The organism is Saccharopolyspora mangrovi, assembly GCF_035320975.1.
Taxonomy (GTDB): domain Bacteria; phylum Actinomycetota; class Actinomycetes; order Mycobacteriales; family Pseudonocardiaceae; genus Saccharopolyspora; species Saccharopolyspora mangrovi.
On the sequence record NZ_JAWLNX010000007.1, the window covers coordinates 29,224 to 44,899 of the forward strand.

16 protein-coding genes are annotated in these 15,676 nt (G+C 71.4%); 8 read left to right on the forward strand and 8 right to left on the reverse strand.

Annotated features, from left to right (window positions below; genetic code table 11):
* Positions 1-47 precede the first annotated feature (47 nt).
* The 4 genes from R4I43_RS11910 to R4I43_RS11925 all read left to right on the forward strand — a co-directional run bounded on the left by R4I43_RS11910 (position 48) and on the right by R4I43_RS11925 (position 4,118).
* Entirely contained in the window at positions 48-1,286 is a 1,239-nt protein-coding gene (locus tag R4I43_RS11910) for a M20 family metallopeptidase (RefSeq protein ID WP_324265878.1), read from the forward strand.
* Positions 1,287-1,355: 69 nt separating this feature from the next.
* Positions 1,356-1,997, forward strand: a complete 642-nt coding sequence (locus R4I43_RS11915; protein ID WP_324265655.1) for a hypothetical protein — start codon at positions 1,356-1,358, stop codon at positions 1,995-1,997.
* Positions 1,998-2,109: 112 nt separating this feature from the next.
* Positions 2,110-2,790 (forward strand): HAD family hydrolase, encoded by a 681-nt coding sequence (locus R4I43_RS11920; RefSeq protein WP_324265656.1) that lies wholly within the window; start codon positions 2,110-2,112, stop codon positions 2,788-2,790.
* Entirely contained in the window at positions 2,787-4,118 is a 1,332-nt protein-coding gene (locus R4I43_RS11925; RefSeq protein ID WP_324265657.1) for an FGGY-family carbohydrate kinase, read from the forward strand. Before R4I43_RS11920 ends, R4I43_RS11925 begins: the two co-directional genes overlap by 4 nt.
* Here R4I43_RS11925 and R4I43_RS11930 read toward each other — a convergent pair.
* Positions 4,115-4,585, reverse strand: coding sequence for a gamma-glutamylcyclotransferase (locus R4I43_RS11930; RefSeq protein ID WP_324265658.1), 471 nt, complete (start codon positions 4,583-4,585; stop codon positions 4,115-4,117). The genes R4I43_RS11925 and R4I43_RS11930 overlap by 4 nt on opposite strands.
* 311 nt (positions 4,586-4,896) lie before the next feature.
* On the opposite strand from R4I43_RS11930, the gene R4I43_RS11935 reads away from it, so the two are divergent.
* Positions 4,897-6,300: an NAD(P)H-quinone dehydrogenase gene (locus R4I43_RS11935; protein ID WP_324265659.1), complete on the forward strand. Its 1,404-nt coding sequence runs from the start codon at positions 4,897-4,899 to the stop codon at positions 6,298-6,300.
* Positions 6,301-6,331: 31 nt separating this feature from the next.
* Positions 6,332-6,721 carry a thiol-disulfide oxidoreductase DCC family protein gene (locus tag R4I43_RS11940; RefSeq protein ID WP_324265660.1) on the forward strand — a complete coding sequence of 130 codons (390 nt, stop codon included), beginning with the start codon at positions 6,332-6,334 and terminating at the stop codon, positions 6,719-6,721.
* 94 nt (positions 6,722-6,815) lie between these two features.
* On the opposite strand, the gene glpK is transcribed toward R4I43_RS11940, so the two are convergent.
* Positions 6,816-8,318: a glycerol kinase GlpK gene (gene glpK, locus R4I43_RS11945; protein WP_324265661.1), complete on the reverse strand. Its 1,503-nt coding sequence runs from the start codon at positions 8,316-8,318 to the stop codon at positions 6,816-6,818.
* 17 nt (positions 8,319-8,335) lie between these two features.
* Complete coding sequence (locus tag R4I43_RS11950; protein WP_324265662.1) at positions 8,336-9,088, reverse strand: MIP/aquaporin family protein; 753 nt, start codon at positions 9,086-9,088, stop codon at positions 8,336-8,338.
* A 393-nt stretch (positions 9,089-9,481) separates the two neighbouring features.
* Between R4I43_RS11950 and R4I43_RS11955 the strand changes: the two genes are divergently transcribed.
* Complete coding sequence (locus R4I43_RS11955; RefSeq protein ID WP_324265663.1) at positions 9,482-10,309, forward strand: DeoR/GlpR family DNA-binding transcription regulator; 828 nt, start codon at positions 9,482-9,484, stop codon at positions 10,307-10,309.
* 93 nt (positions 10,310-10,402) lie between these two features.
* A complete protein-coding gene (gene glpD / locus R4I43_RS11960; RefSeq protein WP_324265664.1) occupies positions 10,403-12,145 on the forward strand; it encodes a glycerol-3-phosphate dehydrogenase in 1,743 nt (580 codons plus the stop codon).
* Positions 12,146-12,429: 284 nt separating this feature from the next.
* Here the strand turns inward: glpD and R4I43_RS11965 are convergent, their stop codons facing one another.
* The 5 genes from R4I43_RS11965 to R4I43_RS11985 all read right to left on the reverse strand — a co-directional run bounded on the left by R4I43_RS11965 (position 12,430) and on the right by R4I43_RS11985 (position 15,634).
* Positions 12,430-13,224, reverse strand: a complete 795-nt coding sequence (locus tag R4I43_RS11965; protein WP_324265665.1) for an ESX secretion-associated protein EspG — start codon at positions 13,222-13,224, stop codon at positions 12,430-12,432.
* Positions 13,221-14,069, reverse strand: coding sequence for a PPE domain-containing protein (locus R4I43_RS11970; protein WP_324265666.1), 849 nt, complete (start codon positions 14,067-14,069; stop codon positions 13,221-13,223). Before R4I43_RS11970 ends, R4I43_RS11965 begins: the two co-directional genes overlap by 4 nt.
* Positions 14,070-14,072: 3 nt before the next feature.
* Positions 14,073-14,423 carry a hypothetical protein gene (locus R4I43_RS11975; RefSeq protein WP_324265667.1) on the reverse strand — a complete coding sequence of 117 codons (351 nt, stop codon included), beginning with the start codon at positions 14,421-14,423 and terminating at the stop codon, positions 14,073-14,075.
* A 123-nt stretch (positions 14,424-14,546) separates the two neighbouring features.
* A complete protein-coding gene (locus R4I43_RS11980; protein ID WP_324265668.1) occupies positions 14,547-15,218 on the reverse strand; it encodes a DUF3558 domain-containing protein in 672 nt (223 codons plus the stop codon).
* Positions 15,219-15,262: 44 nt separating this feature from the next.
* Positions 15,263-15,634, reverse strand: coding sequence for a DUF1707 SHOCT-like domain-containing protein (locus tag R4I43_RS11985; protein WP_324265669.1), 372 nt, complete (start codon positions 15,632-15,634; stop codon positions 15,263-15,265).
* Between the last annotated feature and the right edge of the window lie 42 nt (positions 15,635-15,676).

The window sequence follows — 15,676 nt, forward strand, 5'->3', positions numbered from 1 at the left end:
AGGCGACGCTGGTGGCTGACGAGCCGATCGGCGCGACCGAAAGCACGATGGCGGACATGGATTCCCGCTTCGGATCCAGTGTGGATTCCGTCGTGCCCGACCTCGGTGCGGGCCGCGGGCCGTCCTGGCTGGACGCCTGGCTCGGTGCGAACGCGCACCGGGTCATCGCCTGGCGCCGCCACATCCACGCCCACCCGGAGCTCTCCCGCGCCGAGCACCGCACCACCGCGTTCCTCGCCGACCAGCTCGGCCGGGCCGGCCTGACGCCGCGCGTGCTGTCCATCGGAACGGGCCTGACCTGCGACATCGAGGGAACTTCGCCCGGTCCGACGGTCGCGCTGCGCGCCGACATCGACGCGCTCCCGCTGACCGAGGCGACCGGCCTGCCCTACTCCTCCACAGTGGACGGCGTCTCGCACGCCTGCGGTCACGACGCGCACACCACCGTCGCGCTCGGCGCCGCGATGGCCCTGGCCACCGCCCCCGACCTGCCCGGACGCGTGCGGATGATCTTCCAGCCCGCCGAGGAGGTCATGCCCGGCGGTGCGCTGGACGTGCTGGCGGGCGGTTCGCTCGACCAGGTCGACCGGATCTTCGGGCTGCACTGCGACCCGCGCCTGCCCGCGGGCAGCGTCGGCACCCGCGTCGGCCCCATCACCTCCGCCAGCGACCTGCTCGAACTGCGGCTGACCTCGCCCGGCGGGCACACCTCGCGGCCGCACCTGACCGCCGACCTGGTGCACGCCCTGGGCACCGTGATCACCGGCCTGCCCACGCTGCTGTCCCGCCGCGTCGACCCGCGCACCGGAACCGTGCTGACCTGGGGTGCGGTGCACGCCGGGGAGGCGCCCAACGCGATCCCGCAGGACGGCGTGCTCACCGGCACGCTGCGCACCGCCGACCGCGACACCTGGGCGAAGCTGGAACCGCTGATCCACGAGCTGGTGCAGAGCCTGCTCGCGCCGCTGGGCGTCGGGTTCGACCTGCAGCACCGCCGAGGTGTCCCGCCGGTGGTCAACGAGCCGGAGTGCACCGATCTGATGCGCGCCGCGATCACCGCCGCGCTCGGCGAGCGGGCGCAGGCCGACACCCCGCAGTCCTCCGGCGGCGAGGACTTCGGCTGGTACCTGGAGCACGTGCCGGGCTCGTTCGCCCGCCTGGGGGTGCACCCGGGCAGCGGTCGGATCAAGGACCTGCACCAGCCGACGTTCACCCTCGACGAGCGGGCGCTGCTGGTCGGCATCCGCACGATGGTGCACACCGCGCTGCAGGCCCTGCGCAGCTGATCTTCGCCTGATCGAGGTGTATCCGGCGTCGGGTGTATCTCTGGGCGGGGTTCGCGCCTCTGTATGTGCATGAGGACGAACATCGACCGCCCGCAGTTCCTGCCCGCACCCGACTCCCGCACCCCGCTGCCACGGCACGGCGCGCTGCCGCGCGACGAGGCCGAGCTGCTGCTCGGCACGACCGGGCTCGCCGAGGCCCTGGAATCCGGCGAGTGGGTCCAGCTCTGGCGCGGCGTGGTGCTGCCGGCCGAACTGGTGCGCGATCCGATGGCGCGGGCTGCGGCCGCGCTGCTGCGCGCCGGCGACCAGGGGGTGATCTCCGGGCCGACCGCCGTGGCCATGCACGGCTGCGGCCCGGTCGAGGACGCCGTGCACGTGACGGTGCCCTACGACCGCGAGCTGCGTTCGCAGGACGACCTGATCGTGCACCACGCCTGGCTGCGGGAAAGCGAGGTCATCGAGCTCGACGGGCTCCGGGTCCAGGCGCTCGACGTCGCGCTGGCCGACGTGCTGTGCACGGGTCCGCAGCGCTGGGCGCTGGACTGCCTGGAACGCGCCCTGGGTCGGCTCGGTTCCGGAGCCGAGCACTTCCGGGCGCTGGTCGGGGAGCGGCTGGTCCGGCGCCGGGATCGGCGCGGCACCAGGAAGGCCTTCGCGCTGCTGGAGCTCGCGTGGGTGCGCCCGGGCGGGTTCGCGGGAGCGATGCCGTGAGCGATCTGGTAGATTTCACATTCGGGACTGTTAAATACATCGACCTCAATGTTATTTTGAGGCCGCAGGGTGATACTTCGGTCCCGGTGGACCGCGAGCGAAAGGACCGGACGTGCCGGAACCGATCGACCTCGTGCTGCTCGACATCGGCGGACCCGTCTACGACGACTCCGCCTACCGCGACGCGCTGCTGCGCGCCGCCCGCGAGCTCGCGGCCGAGGAGGGGAACGACGTCGGCGAGGACGAGTTCCAGCGCCTCTACGACGAGCGCAGGCAGCTCCAGGGCGGCTCGCTGCGCACCGCCGTCGCTCAGCGCTTCCTCACCGCGCACGACCGGCAGCAGCTCTCCGACCTGGCCGAGCGGTACTGGGAGTACCCGCCGGAGGCCCTCCACGACGACGTGCTGCCCGCCCTGCGCAAGCTCGGCGAGCGCTACCGGATCGCGGTCGTGGCCAACCAGCGCGCCGTCGTCGTCGACGCGCTGCGCCGCGACGGCGTCGCCGAGCACGTCGACATCTGGGCGATCTCGGAGACCGTCGGCGCGGAGAAACCCGACCCGCGGATCTTCCAGCACGCCCTCGACGAGGCCGGGGTGCCACCGTCACGGGCGGTGCACGTCGGCAACCGCCTCGACACCGACGTCCGCGGCGCCCACCGCGTCGGCCTGCGCACAGTGTGGGTGCTGCGCGGCGAAGCGCCACCGGCACCGACGCCGGAGCAGCTCGCCGAGCCCGACATCGCGGTGCGCTCGCTGGCCGAACTGCCCGGAGCGCTGGAGGAGCTCTCGTCATGACCGGCGATCTCGTCGCCGGCGTGGACGTGGCCACGGCCAACGTCCGGGTGCAGGTCCACGACCCGGCGGGTGCCCTGCTGACCGAGGCCTCCCGGCCGCTGCCGGAGCCGGTGCGCTCGTCCGGCGGGCGCTCGGAGCAGAACGCCAGGTCGTGGTGGCCTGCGGTGCGGGACTGCCTGGCCGAGTGCACCGGCGAGCTGGGGGAGCGCCGTCAGGGGATCACCGCGCTGGCGATCTCGGCGACCTCCGGCACGGTCGTCGCCATCGACGGCCGGGGCGATCCGATCGGCCCGGCGCTGATGTACGACGACCGCCGGGACCGGGTCACCTGGCTGGCCGACAACCTGCCGGCGGGCGCCGAGCAGATCTGCCACACGCCCGAGGTGATCGCCCACGAGCTCGCCGGGCACCCGGTCGCCACCGACACCAGCCACGCGCTCAAGAGCGGTTACGACCCGGTCGCGGGCGAGTGGTCGGCTGAGGTCCCGGCCGAGCTGCTGCCGGAGGTCGTGCGCCCCACCGCCGTGCTCGGACGGGTGGGGCGCGAGGCTTCGGCGCTGACCGGGTTGCCGGTGGGCTGCGAGGTCCGCGCGGGCATGACCGACGGGTGCGCCGGGCAGTTGGCCACGGGCGCGGTCGACCCAGGTCGGTTCGTCACGGTGCTGGGCACGACGCTAGTGCTCAAGGGCGTGTCCGAGAAGCTCGTGCGCGACCCGACCGGAGTCGTCTACAGCCACCTGCACCCCGAAGGCAGGTGGCTGCCCGGCGGGGCCGCCAACGTCGGCGGCTCCGCGCTGTCCGATGTGGACCCCGCGGAACTGCCCGAACTGGACTCCGCGGCCCTGGCGCGAGGGCCGGCGAGCGCGCTGAACTTCCCGTTGCGCGGCAAGGGCGAACGCTTCCCGTTCCGCGCGCCGGAAGCGGAGGCGTTCCTGGTCGGTTCGCCGCGGGACCGCGTCGACGAGCACCGGTCCCGGCTGGAGGGAATCGCCTTCTGCGAACGCATGGCGCTGGAACGCCTGGCCGCGCTGGGTGCGGTCGCCGAAGGCCCGATCCGCACGGCGGGCGGCGGCGCGCGCAGCGTCGCCTGGTGCCGGATCCGGGCCGCGGTCCTGGACCGGCCGGTGCTGCGCGTGCGCGGGGCGGGAACGGCGCTGGGTGCCGCGCTGCTGGCCGCAACCGGCTCGATCCACCCGGACCTGAGCACGGCCGCAGCGGAGATGGTGCCCGCGGGCGAACTCGTCGAACCCGACCACGCGGAAATCGCCCGGCTCGGCTCGTCCTACGAGCGGTTCGTGGCGGAAATCCGCCGTCGCGGCTGGTTCTAGAGCTCGCGGGGAGAGCCGGGACCGACGTTGTGGCAGGGGCGCTTCCGCAGCTTCTCGACGTAGTCCTCGGGAGCTCCGGCCGCCTCCGCCGCGTCGGCCATCACGCCGAGGTAGCGAGCTGAGGGGAGTCCGCCCTCGTAGGCGTCGAGGACGTACATCCACGCCAGGACGGGGCCGTCGAGGGTCTGCACCATCAGCCGCAGCTTCTTGTGCATCCCGAGCTCGGCGCCCTCCCAGTTGTCCAGGTTCTTCTCGTCTTCCGGGCTCACGTCGTACAGCACCGTGAAGACCTGCGAACCGGGCTGCTCGACGATGGTCGCGAGGGCGCCTTCCCAGCCGTAGTCCTCGCCGCCGAACGTCAGCCGCCAGTCCAACAGCCAGCCGGTTCCCGCCAGCGGGGAATGCGGGGCGCGCTTCAACATCTGGGCCGGATCCATGTTGGAGCCGTACGCGGCGTACAGAGGCACGCCCCACAGGGTAGCGATCCGATGGCCGGAAAGCGGACCGGACCACAGCACGAATGTGGGTTTCTCGCTCATCCGGTGTCCGGCCGGGCGACCACGAACCGGTGCGGACACCTGCGCACCGGTGACGATCACGGGCAGTGTCCGCCGAGCGGAGTGGTCTTCGCCACGATCACCCATCTCGGGCGGTACCACCCGGTTTGACCGGACTCGTCGCGGCGTACCGTGAGTCCGGCGCCCATCGGTGCAGCCGGTGACCACCGACCATCGGCGGCGGGTGCCCATCGGCCAGATGGACTCAGGAGGAGCGCGAAGTGACCCGCATCGTGATCATGGGAGGCGGCCCGGCGGGCTACGAGGCGGCGTTGGTCGCCGCTTCCAACGGAGCGGATGTCACGCTCGTCGAGCCGGAAGGCCTGGGCGGCGCCTGCGTCCTCTACGACTGCGTGCCCTCGAAGACCTTCATCGCCTCCGCCGGTGCGCGTTCGGCCTTCCGCGACGCCGAGGAGCTGGGCATCCGGACCCCCTCCCGCGAAGCCGACGTCGAGGTGGCCGTGGTGCACGGCCGGGTCAAGGGCCTGGCCCTGGCCCAGTCGGCCGACATCCGGTCCCGGGTCCGCCGCGAAGGCGTCAAGATCATCCCCGGTCGGGCCCGCTTCACCGACCCGACCCCGGGCATGGCGGTGCACCAGATCGGCGTGGACCGCGCGGACGGCACCCACGAGGAGCTCACCGCCGACGTCGTCCTGATCGCCACCGGCGCCACGCCCCGGATCCTCCCGGGCGCCGAGCCCGACGGTGAGCGCATCCTGACCTGGCGCCAGCTCTTCGACCTGCCGGAACTGCCCGAGCACCTGGCCGTCATCGGCTCCGGAGTCACCGGTGTGGAGTTCGCCTCCGCCTACACCGAGATGGGCGTCAAGGTCACCATGATCTCCAGCCGCGACCGGGTGCTGCCGCACGAGGACGCCGACGCCGCCGCGGTGCTCGAAGAGGTGTTCGCCGAGCGCGGCACCGAGGTCGTCAAGCACGCCCGCGCGGAGTCGGTGGAGCGCACCGACAAGGGCGTGGTCATCCACCTCGCCGACGGCCGCAAGGTCGAGGCCAGCCATGCCCTGATGACCGTGGGTTCGGTGCCCAACACCAGCGACATCGGTCTGGAGAAGGTCGGCATCGAGCCGGGCCGGGGCGGCTACGTCGAGGTCGACCGGGTCTCGCGGACCGGCGCGCCGGGCATCTACGCCGCCGGTGACTGCACGGGACTGCTGCTGCTGGCCTCGGTGGCGGGCATGCAGGGCCGGATCGCGATGTGGCACGCGCTGGGCGAGGGCGTCACGCCGATCAAGCTCAAGACCGTCGCCGCGAACGTCTTCACCCACCCCGAGATCGCCACGGTGGGCATCAGCCAGCAGGCCATCGACAGCGGCGAGGTCCCGGCGCGCACCGTGATGATGCCGCTGGCCACCAACCCGCGCGCCAAGATGGAGGGCCTGCGGCGCGGTTTCCTCAAGGTCTTCTGCCGCCCGCAGACCGGTGTGGTCGTCGGTGGTGTGGTGGTCTCGCCGAACGCCAGCGAGCTGATCCTGCCGATCGCGCTGGCGGTGCAGAACCAGGTGACGGTGGACAACCTGGCCAACACCTTCTCGGTCTACCCGTCGCTGTCGGGTTCGCTGACGGAGGCCGGCCGCCTGCTGATGCGGCACGACGACTTGGACTGACGTGCGCCCCTCCGCGGGGGACGATGGCGGTATGACCGAGCTCCCGGTGCTGATCTACGACGGCGACTGCGGGTTCTGCACCCGCAGCGTCCGCCTCGCCGTGCGGTTGCCGGTGCGCATGCGCGTCCGAACCTGGCAGGAAACCGACCTCGCAGCGCTGGGCGCCACCGAGGACCGCGCCCGCCGCGAAGTCCTCTGGGTCGACCGGACGGGTGGGGTCTTCGGTGGCGCGGCAGCGGTCGCCGAACTCCTCAAGTCCTGCCGCGCCCCCTGGCCGGCCCTGGGCTGGATCACCTCGGCCCCGCTCGTGCGCACCCTCGCCGCCCACGCCTACCGCTGGGTCGCCGACAACCGCCACCGCCTGCCCGGTTCGACCCCGGCCTGCCAGCTGCCGCCCGACCAGCGCCCCCACCGCGACTGACGGTGCCTGGAGGCCTTCGGCGAAGACGAACGGCGGTCCGGGCCGCGCTCGTGGAGCGCTGTCCGGACCGCCGTCGGCGTGCGGTGGGCGTTCGTCAGTCGACCCAGTCGAAGGTCTTGGTGACGGCCTTCTGCCAGTTGGCGTACTGCTTCTCGCGGACCTCGTCCGTCATGGCGGGGTCCCACTGCTTGTCCTTGGCCCAGTTGCTGCGGATGTCCTCCTCGCTGCCCCAGAAGCCGACCGCGAGACCGGCCGCGTAGGCGGCGCCGAGCGCGGTGGTCTCGTTGACCTTCGGCCGGATCACCGGGACACCGAGGATGTCGGCCTGGAACTGCATCAGCAGCTCGTTGACGACCATGCCGCCGTCGACCTTCAGCGACTTCAGCGGGACACCGGAGTCGGCGTTCATGGCCTCGATGACCTCGCGGGTCTGGAAGGCCGTGGCCTCCAGCACCGCGCGGGCCAGGTGGCCGCGGTTGACGTAGCGGGTGAGCCCGACGATCGCGCCGCGCGCGTCCGAGCGCCAGTGCGGCGCGAACAGGCCGGAGAACGCCGGCACGAAGTACGCGCCGCCGTTGTCGTCCACGGTGCGGGCGACCTGCTCGATCTCCGGTGCGCTGCCGATCATCCCGAGGTTGTCCCGCAGCCACTGCACCAGCGAACCGGTGACCGCGATCGAGCCCTCCAGGCAGTAGATCGTGTTGTTGTCGCCGATCTTGTAACCGACCGTGGTCAGCAGCCCGTTCTGGCTGATGACTCGCTCGGTGCCGGTGTTGAGCAGGACGAAGTTGCCGGTGCCGTAGGTGTTCTTGGCTTCACCGGGCGACAGGCAGGCCTGGCCGAAGGTGGCCGCCTGCTGGTCGCCGAGGATGCCGGCGATCGGGATCCCGGCGAACACGCCGCGCTCCCGGAACTGCCCGTAGACCTCCGAGGAGGAGCGGATCTCCGGCAGCATCGACATCGGAATGCCGATCTCGGCGCAGATGTCCGGGTCCCACTGCAGGGTCGCCAGGTCCATCAGCAGCGTGCGCGAGGCGTTGGTCGGGTCGGTGACGTGCAGTCCGCCGTCCGTGCCACCGGTGCAGTTCCACAGCACCCAGGTGTCCATGTTGCCGAACAGCAGCTCGCCCTTCTCGGCGCGCTCCCGGATCCCGTCGACGTTGTCCAGCAGCCACTTCACCTTCGGGCCGGAGAAGTAGGTGGCCAGCGGCAGACCGGTCTTCTCCTGGAAGCGGTTCTGCCCCTCCTTCGCACCGAGCTGGCTGACGATCTCGTCGGTGCGGGTGTCCTGCCAGACGATGGCGTTGTAGACCGGCTTGCCGGTGGCCTTCTCCCACACCACCGTGGTCTCGCGCTGGTTGGTGATGCCGCAGGCGGCGATGTCGGAGGAGACGAGATCGGCCTTGGCCAGCGCGCCCGCGCACACCTGCCGGACGTTGTTCCAGATCTCGACCGGGTCGTGCTCGACCCAGCCCGCCTTGGGGAAGATCTGCCGGTGCTCCTTCTGGTTGACCGCGACCACCCTGCCGGAGTGGTCGAAGATCATGCACCGCGTGGAAGTGGTCCCCTGGTCAATGGCGGCGACGTACGAGGCCATTTTCAACCTTCCTTGGTTCAGCTGCTGATGGGCAGGGCGAGGGCAAGCAGAGCCGCGATAGCGCCGCCGATGATCGGTCCCGCGATCGGAACCCACGAGTAGCCCCATTCCGCGGATCCCTTGCCAGGGATCGGCAGGATCGCGTATGCGATGCGGGGGCCCAGGTCACGAGCCGGGTTGATGGCGTAACCGGTCGGCCCACCGAGCGAGTTGCCGATGCCGATCACGACGAACGCGACCGCCGCGTAGCCCAGCGCGGCGTTGCCGAAGTCCGGCACGCCAGGAGCGTCACCAGCGCTGGCGGGCGGGTTCGTGATGACCCAGAAGACCAGTACGAAGGTACCGATGATCTCGGTGATCAGGTTCCACGGAGCGTTCGGCACGGTCGGCCCGGTGCAGAAGATCCCCCGGGTGTTGGCGGGGTCGTCGGTGGTGTCGAACTGCAGCTTGTAGGCGGCCCAGCAGAGCACTGCGCCCAGTGTCGCGCCGATGAGCTGCGCGATGATGTAGACCGGGGCCTGCGCCCAGGTGATGTCACCGTAGATCGCGAGACCGATCGTGACCGCGGGGTTGATGTGCGCCCCGGCCGGTTCGGCGATGCTGGCCCCGGCGAAAACCGCGAAGCCCCAGCCGAAGTTCACCAGCAGCCATCCGCCGCCGACGCCGAGGCTCTTGCTCAGCGTTACGTTCGCGACGACGCCGCAACCCATCAGCGTGAGTATCGCCGTCCCGAGCAGCTCCCAGAGGAATACCTCGCCAAGACTGGTCATTCTTCCGTTCCCCTCGTGATGCCGCCGTTGGCACAGGCGGGTGTTCGCTGTCTGTCCGACATGGAGCGAGTCGGGACGGTACTGCCGCATGGCAACACGTGTCCACGCGTGCCGCCAGTCGTGCGCAGCGCGTTCGTCCGTACGTCCTAATCCGATGTCGCACCCAGTAGCGCGAAGTGCCGAAGGCCCCGGATGCCGCACTCCGGGGGCTGGGGACACCGGTGTCCGGCAAGCGGGGGCCGACAGATCGACCCGGCTACCGGAGGACACTTTAATCACAACTCTGGTGTGAAAAGAAGCGTTGCGAACCGGTCCAGATGGTGTTTTTATCGAGAGGTAAGGTGAGCGTGCGGCGGAGGCCGCAGGCAGCCACCTGGAACGAGGAGCACGCCCATGTCCGGCCGACGACCGTCCGGCAAGCAGCAGGACCGGCGACGCAAGATCACCGAGCTGGTGATGGCGGAGGGCACGCTGCGCATCGACGACCTGGTCGCGACCATCGGCGCCAGCGCCATGACCGTGTACCGGGACCTCGCCGACCTGGAATCCCAAGGCCTCGTGCACCGCAACCGGGGCAACGTCTCGGCCGCGTCGTCGCTGCTCTACGAGGCCGCTTCGGAATACCGGCTGCAGCAGAACCAGGCGGAGAAGGAAGAGCTCGCCCGCGCCGCCGCCGAACTCATCGAACCCGGCCAGGCGCTGGTGCTCGACGACTCCACCACCGGGGTGCACCTGGCGCGGCTGCTGCCCGAACGCGCACCGCTGACCGTGGTCACCAACCACCGCGGCGTCTTCGACGAACTGGCCGCCGCGCCTGGCATCAGCCTCATCTGCATCGGCGGCGACTACCTGCCCTGGGCGGACGCGTTCGTCGGTGGCATGGCGCTGGATTCGCTGCGCAACCTGCGCGTCGACCTGGCGATCATGTCGGTGTCGGCGGTGACCGGCGGCATCGGCTGCTACCCGCAGCAGGAGATGGTGCAGATCAAGAAGGCGATGCTGGCCGCGGCTCAGCGCACGGTGCTCTACGTCGACCACACGAAGTTCCACCGGCGCGCGCTGCACGCGGTCGCGCCCGTCGAGGACTTCGACATCGTCATCGTCGATTCGAGAACACCCGAATCCCAGATCGAAGTGCTGCGCGAGCGCGGCGCGCTCGTCGAACAGGCAACGGCAGCGGGACGCGCTGCGGCAGGCACGGGCAGTGCAGGTCAGGCATGATGACCACCGAGGTGCGCCACCTGCGCGCAGGTCCGGTTCCGCGTCGGCGGTGGGTTCACAACGGTGGGACGCGATTCACAGTAGGAGGACGCAGTGTCCAAGGATAAGACCGAGACCGGAAACCGGCTGAAGGGCGCGTTGGGACCCACCGAGCGGGCCGAGAACTGGAAGCGCCTGGGCTCCGAGGAGTTCGACGTCGTGGTGATCGGCGGCGGCGTCACCGGCGCCGGCGCGGCGCTGGACGCGGCGACCCGGGGACTGCGGGTCGCGCTGGTGGAGGCCCGCGACCTGGCGGCCGGGACGTCCAGCCGCTCCAGCAAGCTGTTCCACGGTGGACTGCGCTACCTCGAGCAGCTCGAGTTCTCGCTGGTGCGCGAGGCCCTGCGGGAACGCGAGCTGATGCTCACCAGGATCGCGCCGCACCTGGTCAAGCCGGTGCCGTTCCTGTACCCGCTGACCCGGCGCTTCTGGGAACGTCCCTACACGGCGGCCGGTCTGCTGATGTACGACACGATGGGCGGGGCCCGCTCGGTGCCGGGGCAGAAGCACCTCAGCCGCGCCGGGGCGCTGCGGATGGTTCCGGCGCTCAAGCGCAGCGCGATGATCGGCGGCATCCGCTACTACGACGCGCAAGCCGACGACGCCCGGCACACCATGACCGTCGCCCGCACCGCCGCCCGCTACGGCTCGGTGGTGATGACCTCGACGCAGGTCACCGGGTTCCTGCGGGAGGCCGACCGGATCGCGGGCGTCAAGGTGCGCGACGTGGAGACCGCCGAGGAGGTCGAGGTCCGGGCGCACGCGGTGATCAACGCGACCGGTGTGTGGACCGACGAGCTGCAGAAGCTCTCCGGTGGTCGCGGTCGGTTCCGCGTCCGCTCCAGCAAGGGCGTGCACATCGTCGTCCCGCGCGACCGGATCGTCGCCGAGACCGGCATGATCCTGCGCACCGAGAAGTCCGTGCTGTTCGTGATCCCGTGGGGCAACCACTGGATCATCGGCACCACCGACACCGACTGGCACCTGGACCTGGCGCACCCGTCGGCGACCAAGGCCGACATCGACTACCTGCTCGAACACGTCAACACGGTGCTGGCCACCCCGCTGACGCACGACGACATCGAGGGCGTCTACGCCGGACTCCGGCCGCTGCTGGCCGGTGAGAGCGAGGAGTCCTCGAAGCTCTCCCGCGAGCACGCGGTCGCGCGGGTCGCGCCCGGCCTGGTGGCGATCGCCGGCGGCAAGTACACGACCTACCGGGTCATGGCGGCTGACGCGGTCGACGCCGTCTCGCCCGACGTCCCGGGCCGGATGGCCTCGTCGATCACCGACCAGGTGCCGCTGATCGGCGCCGACGGCTACCACGCCCTGATCAACCAGGCCGACCAGCTGGCGGGGGCGCACGGCCTGCACCCGTACCGGATCCGGCACCTGCTGGACCGCTACGGCTCGGAGATCCACGCGGTGCTCGCCGCCGCGGAGGACCGTCCGGAGCTGCTCAAGCCGGTCCCGGCCGCGCCGAACTACCTGCAGGCCGAGGTCGTCTACGCGTGCAGCCACGAGGGCGCGATGCACCTCGAGGACGTGCTGACCCGCCGCACCCGGATCTCCATCGAGTACCCGCACCGGGGCGTGGACTGCGCCGACGCCGTGGCGCGGCTGATGGCGGGCGTGCTCGGCTGGGACGAGGACACCATCGCTCGCGAGGTCGCGGTCTACACCCAGCGGGTCGAGGCCGAACGCGCCTCGCAGACCGAACCCAGCGACCAGGCCGCGGACGCGAAGCGCTCGGCGGCCCCGGAAGCGCGGGCCAGCCTGCTCGAACCGGTGGTGTGACCGCGGGAGTCCGCAGAAGGCGAAACGCGCTCGCGACGATGGCCCCCGCTCCGCACCGGACGGGGGCCATCGTCACGACCGCACCCGAGAATTGCAAATTAGCCGCCACAACCACCGCGAAAAGGGGGTCCAGCCCATCCCCGCCCGGCGGCGCCCCCCCCCCACGACCGCACCCGAGAATTCGATTTTCGCGCGAAATTCGACGTCGAACTTCGGGACTCGAACTTCGCGCGAAATTCGAATCTTCCTGCGCGGCACGGGGGCGGGACGGCGGTGGTGCTGGGTCAGCCGGTGACTTCGGTGAGCAGTTCCTCGAGGTGGCCGATCAGGCGGCGGGTGTCGACCGGGGCGATCGTGCTCCACGCCTCCCCGGAAGGGGATGCGGTGCGGGACTGCGTGTAGCGGCCCAGCGCGGTGTCGAAGAACCCGACGACGCGCTCGGCCCGCTCGCGCTTGCCCCACCGATCTCGCGCGGCGGCGCCGAACTGGCCCTGCGCCACCGCGCCCGCGACCATCTCGGCCAGCACTTCGGCGTCGTCGTGGCGAACTCCGCGCCGCTGCAGCGCGCCGGGGAGCTGTTCGACCTTGTCCCCCACGTCGGCCGCCGCCGCGTCGAGCGCCTCGCTCGGCACCGACACCGACCGGCCAGGCCCTGGAGGCAGTTCCGGCAGCGGCGAGATGGCAGCGCGCGGCAGTCCCGCGGCCGAAACCGGGGAGAACGTCAGGTGATCGCGGTCCTTGACGACGAGAACGGCGTGCTCGCCGTCGTTCCCGGCGGCCGCCAGAACCCGCACGCTGCGCTGGAACCAGCTCCGCCCGTCGATCTCGCGGTCGGGCTCAGCGATGACCCGCAGCATCCGCTCCAGCTCCGAGTCGAGTTCTCCAGCGCTGATCAGGCCGCGATTCGACAGCGCGCGCCACGCGGAGGAGACCAGCTCAGCGCGCTCGGTGTGGGTATTGCCCGGCGACGGGACCTTGAGCACCAGCGGAACGCGGTCGAGCCGGAGGTGTTCGGCGAGCACGTCGAACTCCAGCGCCGACAGGCCGATCCGCCGTTCGGTGAGCGGCGAGGTGTTCATCGCCCGGGCTCGCCGCCGATCACCGGGCGCGACCCGGTCTGCGGTTCGTCGAAGAACCCGCCGTCGCCGAGCTTCTCGGTGACCTCGTGCTCGACCCGGTCGTCGTGACCGCGCTTGGCGCGCTTCCCGGTCGCCCTTCCTGCGGCGGATCCGGAGGAACGCGTCGAGCGGCCGGCGGGCTTGGCGCCCGGTGCGGTCGTCCCGCGGTTCGAGGTGCCGCCGGTGGTGGTGCCGGGCGCGACGGTGGGCCCCCAGCTGATCGTCACCTGCGACGAACCGCCGGAGACGTGCGAACCGCGGGAAACCGGGGCGTCCACGACGACCTGCGGCGGCGGGGCGAACGAGGCCAGCGAGGTGGTGTTGGCCTGGGTGGAGGCCTCGTAGGTGCGCATCACGTCGAAAGCGCGCTGCTCGGCGGCGTGCTGCCGCGCCTCCTGCACCTCGTAGTCGGTCTGCCCGCCGAACAGGTGCGTCAGCGCCGACACCGCAGCTCCTGGGTCCTCGCTGGTGACCTGCACCGGCGGTGGCATGTCCCGGCGGGCCTTGCTGATGTGCTCGGCCTGCTGCTCGGCGCGCTCGCGCATCACGGTGCTCGCCTGCTGCGCCAGCACCGCCCACTCACCCAGCGGCCGGAGCCCGGCGTTCGCGCTGTCGGCCGCATCGCCCTGCCACCCGCTCCGGGCGGCGGCGACCGCGGCGGCCAGACCCCCGTCGATCTCGCCGAGCGCCCGGGTCAGCTCGCTCCAGCGGCGCACGCTGTCGGTCGAACCGTGGGCGCCGGGGCCCTCGTTGATCTGCGCGTGCAGCTCGGCGTGCTGGTAGCCCTGCCATCGGTGGTCGCCCATCGATCAGCAACCCCCGCCCAGACCGGCCGCGCTGTCGTGGTCGATCTGCTCGTACTGGCGGCCCGCCTCCTGCAGCGATTCGGCCGCCGCCTGCAACTGGTCCCGGTAGCCGCACAACGCGGTCAGGGCGTCCTCGCCACCGCCGATCGACCGCTCGTTGAACTGCTCGGCGGCGTCGGTGCTGACCGGGTCACCGGCCCACGGGCGGATGCGGAGCTCGGTGATGGCGTGCTCGATCTGCAGCCCGACCGCGTCCAGGGATTCCTGCAGCGAGTTGACCAGGCGCGGGATCGCGGTGGGCTCGACCTGCATCGAGCCACCGGAACCCGCGCCGTAGGGCTCGGTTAACGGCACGTCGTCCCCTCCCACGGGCAGGGGCCATCGATCGGGTGCGGCCCCAGCTGAAACGTCCGCCGGACACTGTATCCGCGATCTGTGACCCTGTGGAGTCCTCCATACGCGGGGAGTGCTGCACCATCAGGGAGTGGACTCCGGCGGGAGCTGCGTCAGGGGCGCGGTGTCCGAGGTCGAGGCCGGCGGGTGGGCGAGGGTGCGCACCGCTTCCTCGGCGACCCGTTGCGCGCCCGCGCAGAGCTGGTCGACCGGGGGCGGCGGCTGTCCGCCGTCGTCGCGGTAGAGCACGTCGAGGTGCTGGCCCTCGGCGACGTCGACCGCGACGTTGCAGGACAGGTCCAGTCCCGGGGTCTTGATCACCAGCGCCGGGAAGCCGTCCACCAGGACCGGGGAGGCCTCGACCTGCGCGGTGTCGTCGGTCCACACCCGCATGCCCTCGGTGGTGATCAGGGCGAGCCGGGCGCCGACCTTGGCGGTGGTGTTGCGGAAGCTGCAGGTGGCAGCGTTGCCGAAACCGGCGTCGGAGTCGGGCAGCGGTTCGCGGTCGAAGCCGAGCTGGTTGCGCTGGTCGGAGGTGAGCAGACCGCACGGGTCGACGCCGTCCAGACCCAGGTCGAACGGCCTCGGCGGTAACGACGGCGGCGCGCTGGTCGTCGGTGCGGGTGGTGGAGGCGGGGGCGGCGCGGTGCCGGCCGTGGGGGCCGACTGCCAGATGCCGCACCCGGTGAGGGTGAGCGCGCCGAGGCCGAGCAACGCGCTGAGACGTCGCGCCCCGGTGAACCGCGAGCTGTGCATGGGCCTCACCGTAACGAAACGTGGTCGCTCGTGACGGTAGGTCTTCACCTGCGTCGCCAGGTGAAGAAGATGATCGCCAGCGCGGGGATGAGCAGGATCAGGCCGATCTGCCGCGCGACCAGCACGAGCGCCAGCAGAGCGACCACCGCGCCGACGGCCATCGCGATCTTGGCGGGCGAGGGCGTGTTGCGCGTGGCGGCCGGGGTCAGCTCGCCGCTGGGCAGCGGCCCGGGCAGGTCGTCGAAGAGCCCGTCGAGCTCGGAACCGAAGCGCGCGGCCGCGGCCTGCCTGCAGCGCTCGTCGTACTCGGCGAGCTCCAGCCGCCCGGCGGAGAAGTGCTCGCCGAGCAGCCGCATGGCCCGTTCTCGCTCGGGGTCACCGATGCGCAGGTCTTTTCCCCGCCGACCGCTGTCCACGTGCCCATCCTACGGACGAAGCATCACCCGTTGGAGTCGCCA

What these genes read in the sequence shown, in the direction of transcription:
- R4I43_RS11940 (WP_324265660.1), top strand. Translation starts at nt 6,332, where the DNA reads ATGACCGAGCTCCCGGTGCTGATCTACGACGGCGACTGCGGGTTCTGC.
- R4I43_RS11970 (WP_324265666.1), bottom strand. Translation starts at nt 14,069, where the DNA reads ATGGGCGACCACCGATGGCAGGGCTACCAGCACGCCGAGCTGCACGCG.
- glpK (WP_324265661.1), bottom strand. Translation starts at nt 8,318, where the DNA reads ATGGCCTCGTACGTCGCCGCCATTGACCAGGGGACCACTTCCACGCGG.
- R4I43_RS11955 (WP_324265663.1), top strand. Translation starts at nt 9,482, where the DNA reads ATGTCCGGCCGACGACCGTCCGGCAAGCAGCAGGACCGGCGACGCAAG.
- R4I43_RS11910 (WP_324265878.1), top strand. Translation starts at nt 48, where the DNA reads ATGGCGGACATGGATTCCCGCTTCGGATCCAGTGTGGATTCCGTCGTG.
- R4I43_RS11965 (WP_324265665.1), bottom strand. Translation starts at nt 13,224, where the DNA reads ATGAACACCTCGCCGCTCACCGAACGGCGGATCGGCCTGTCGGCGCTG.
- R4I43_RS11980 (WP_324265668.1), bottom strand. Translation starts at nt 15,218, where the DNA reads ATGCACAGCTCGCGGTTCACCGGGGCGCGACGTCTCAGCGCGTTGCTC.
- R4I43_RS11915 (WP_324265655.1), top strand. Translation starts at nt 1,356, where the DNA reads ATGAGGACGAACATCGACCGCCCGCAGTTCCTGCCCGCACCCGACTCC.
- R4I43_RS11950 (WP_324265662.1), bottom strand. Translation starts at nt 9,088, where the DNA reads ATGACCAGTCTTGGCGAGGTATTCCTCTGGGAGCTGCTCGGGACGGCG.
- R4I43_RS11925 (WP_324265657.1), top strand. Translation starts at nt 2,787, where the DNA reads ATGACCGGCGATCTCGTCGCCGGCGTGGACGTGGCCACGGCCAACGTC.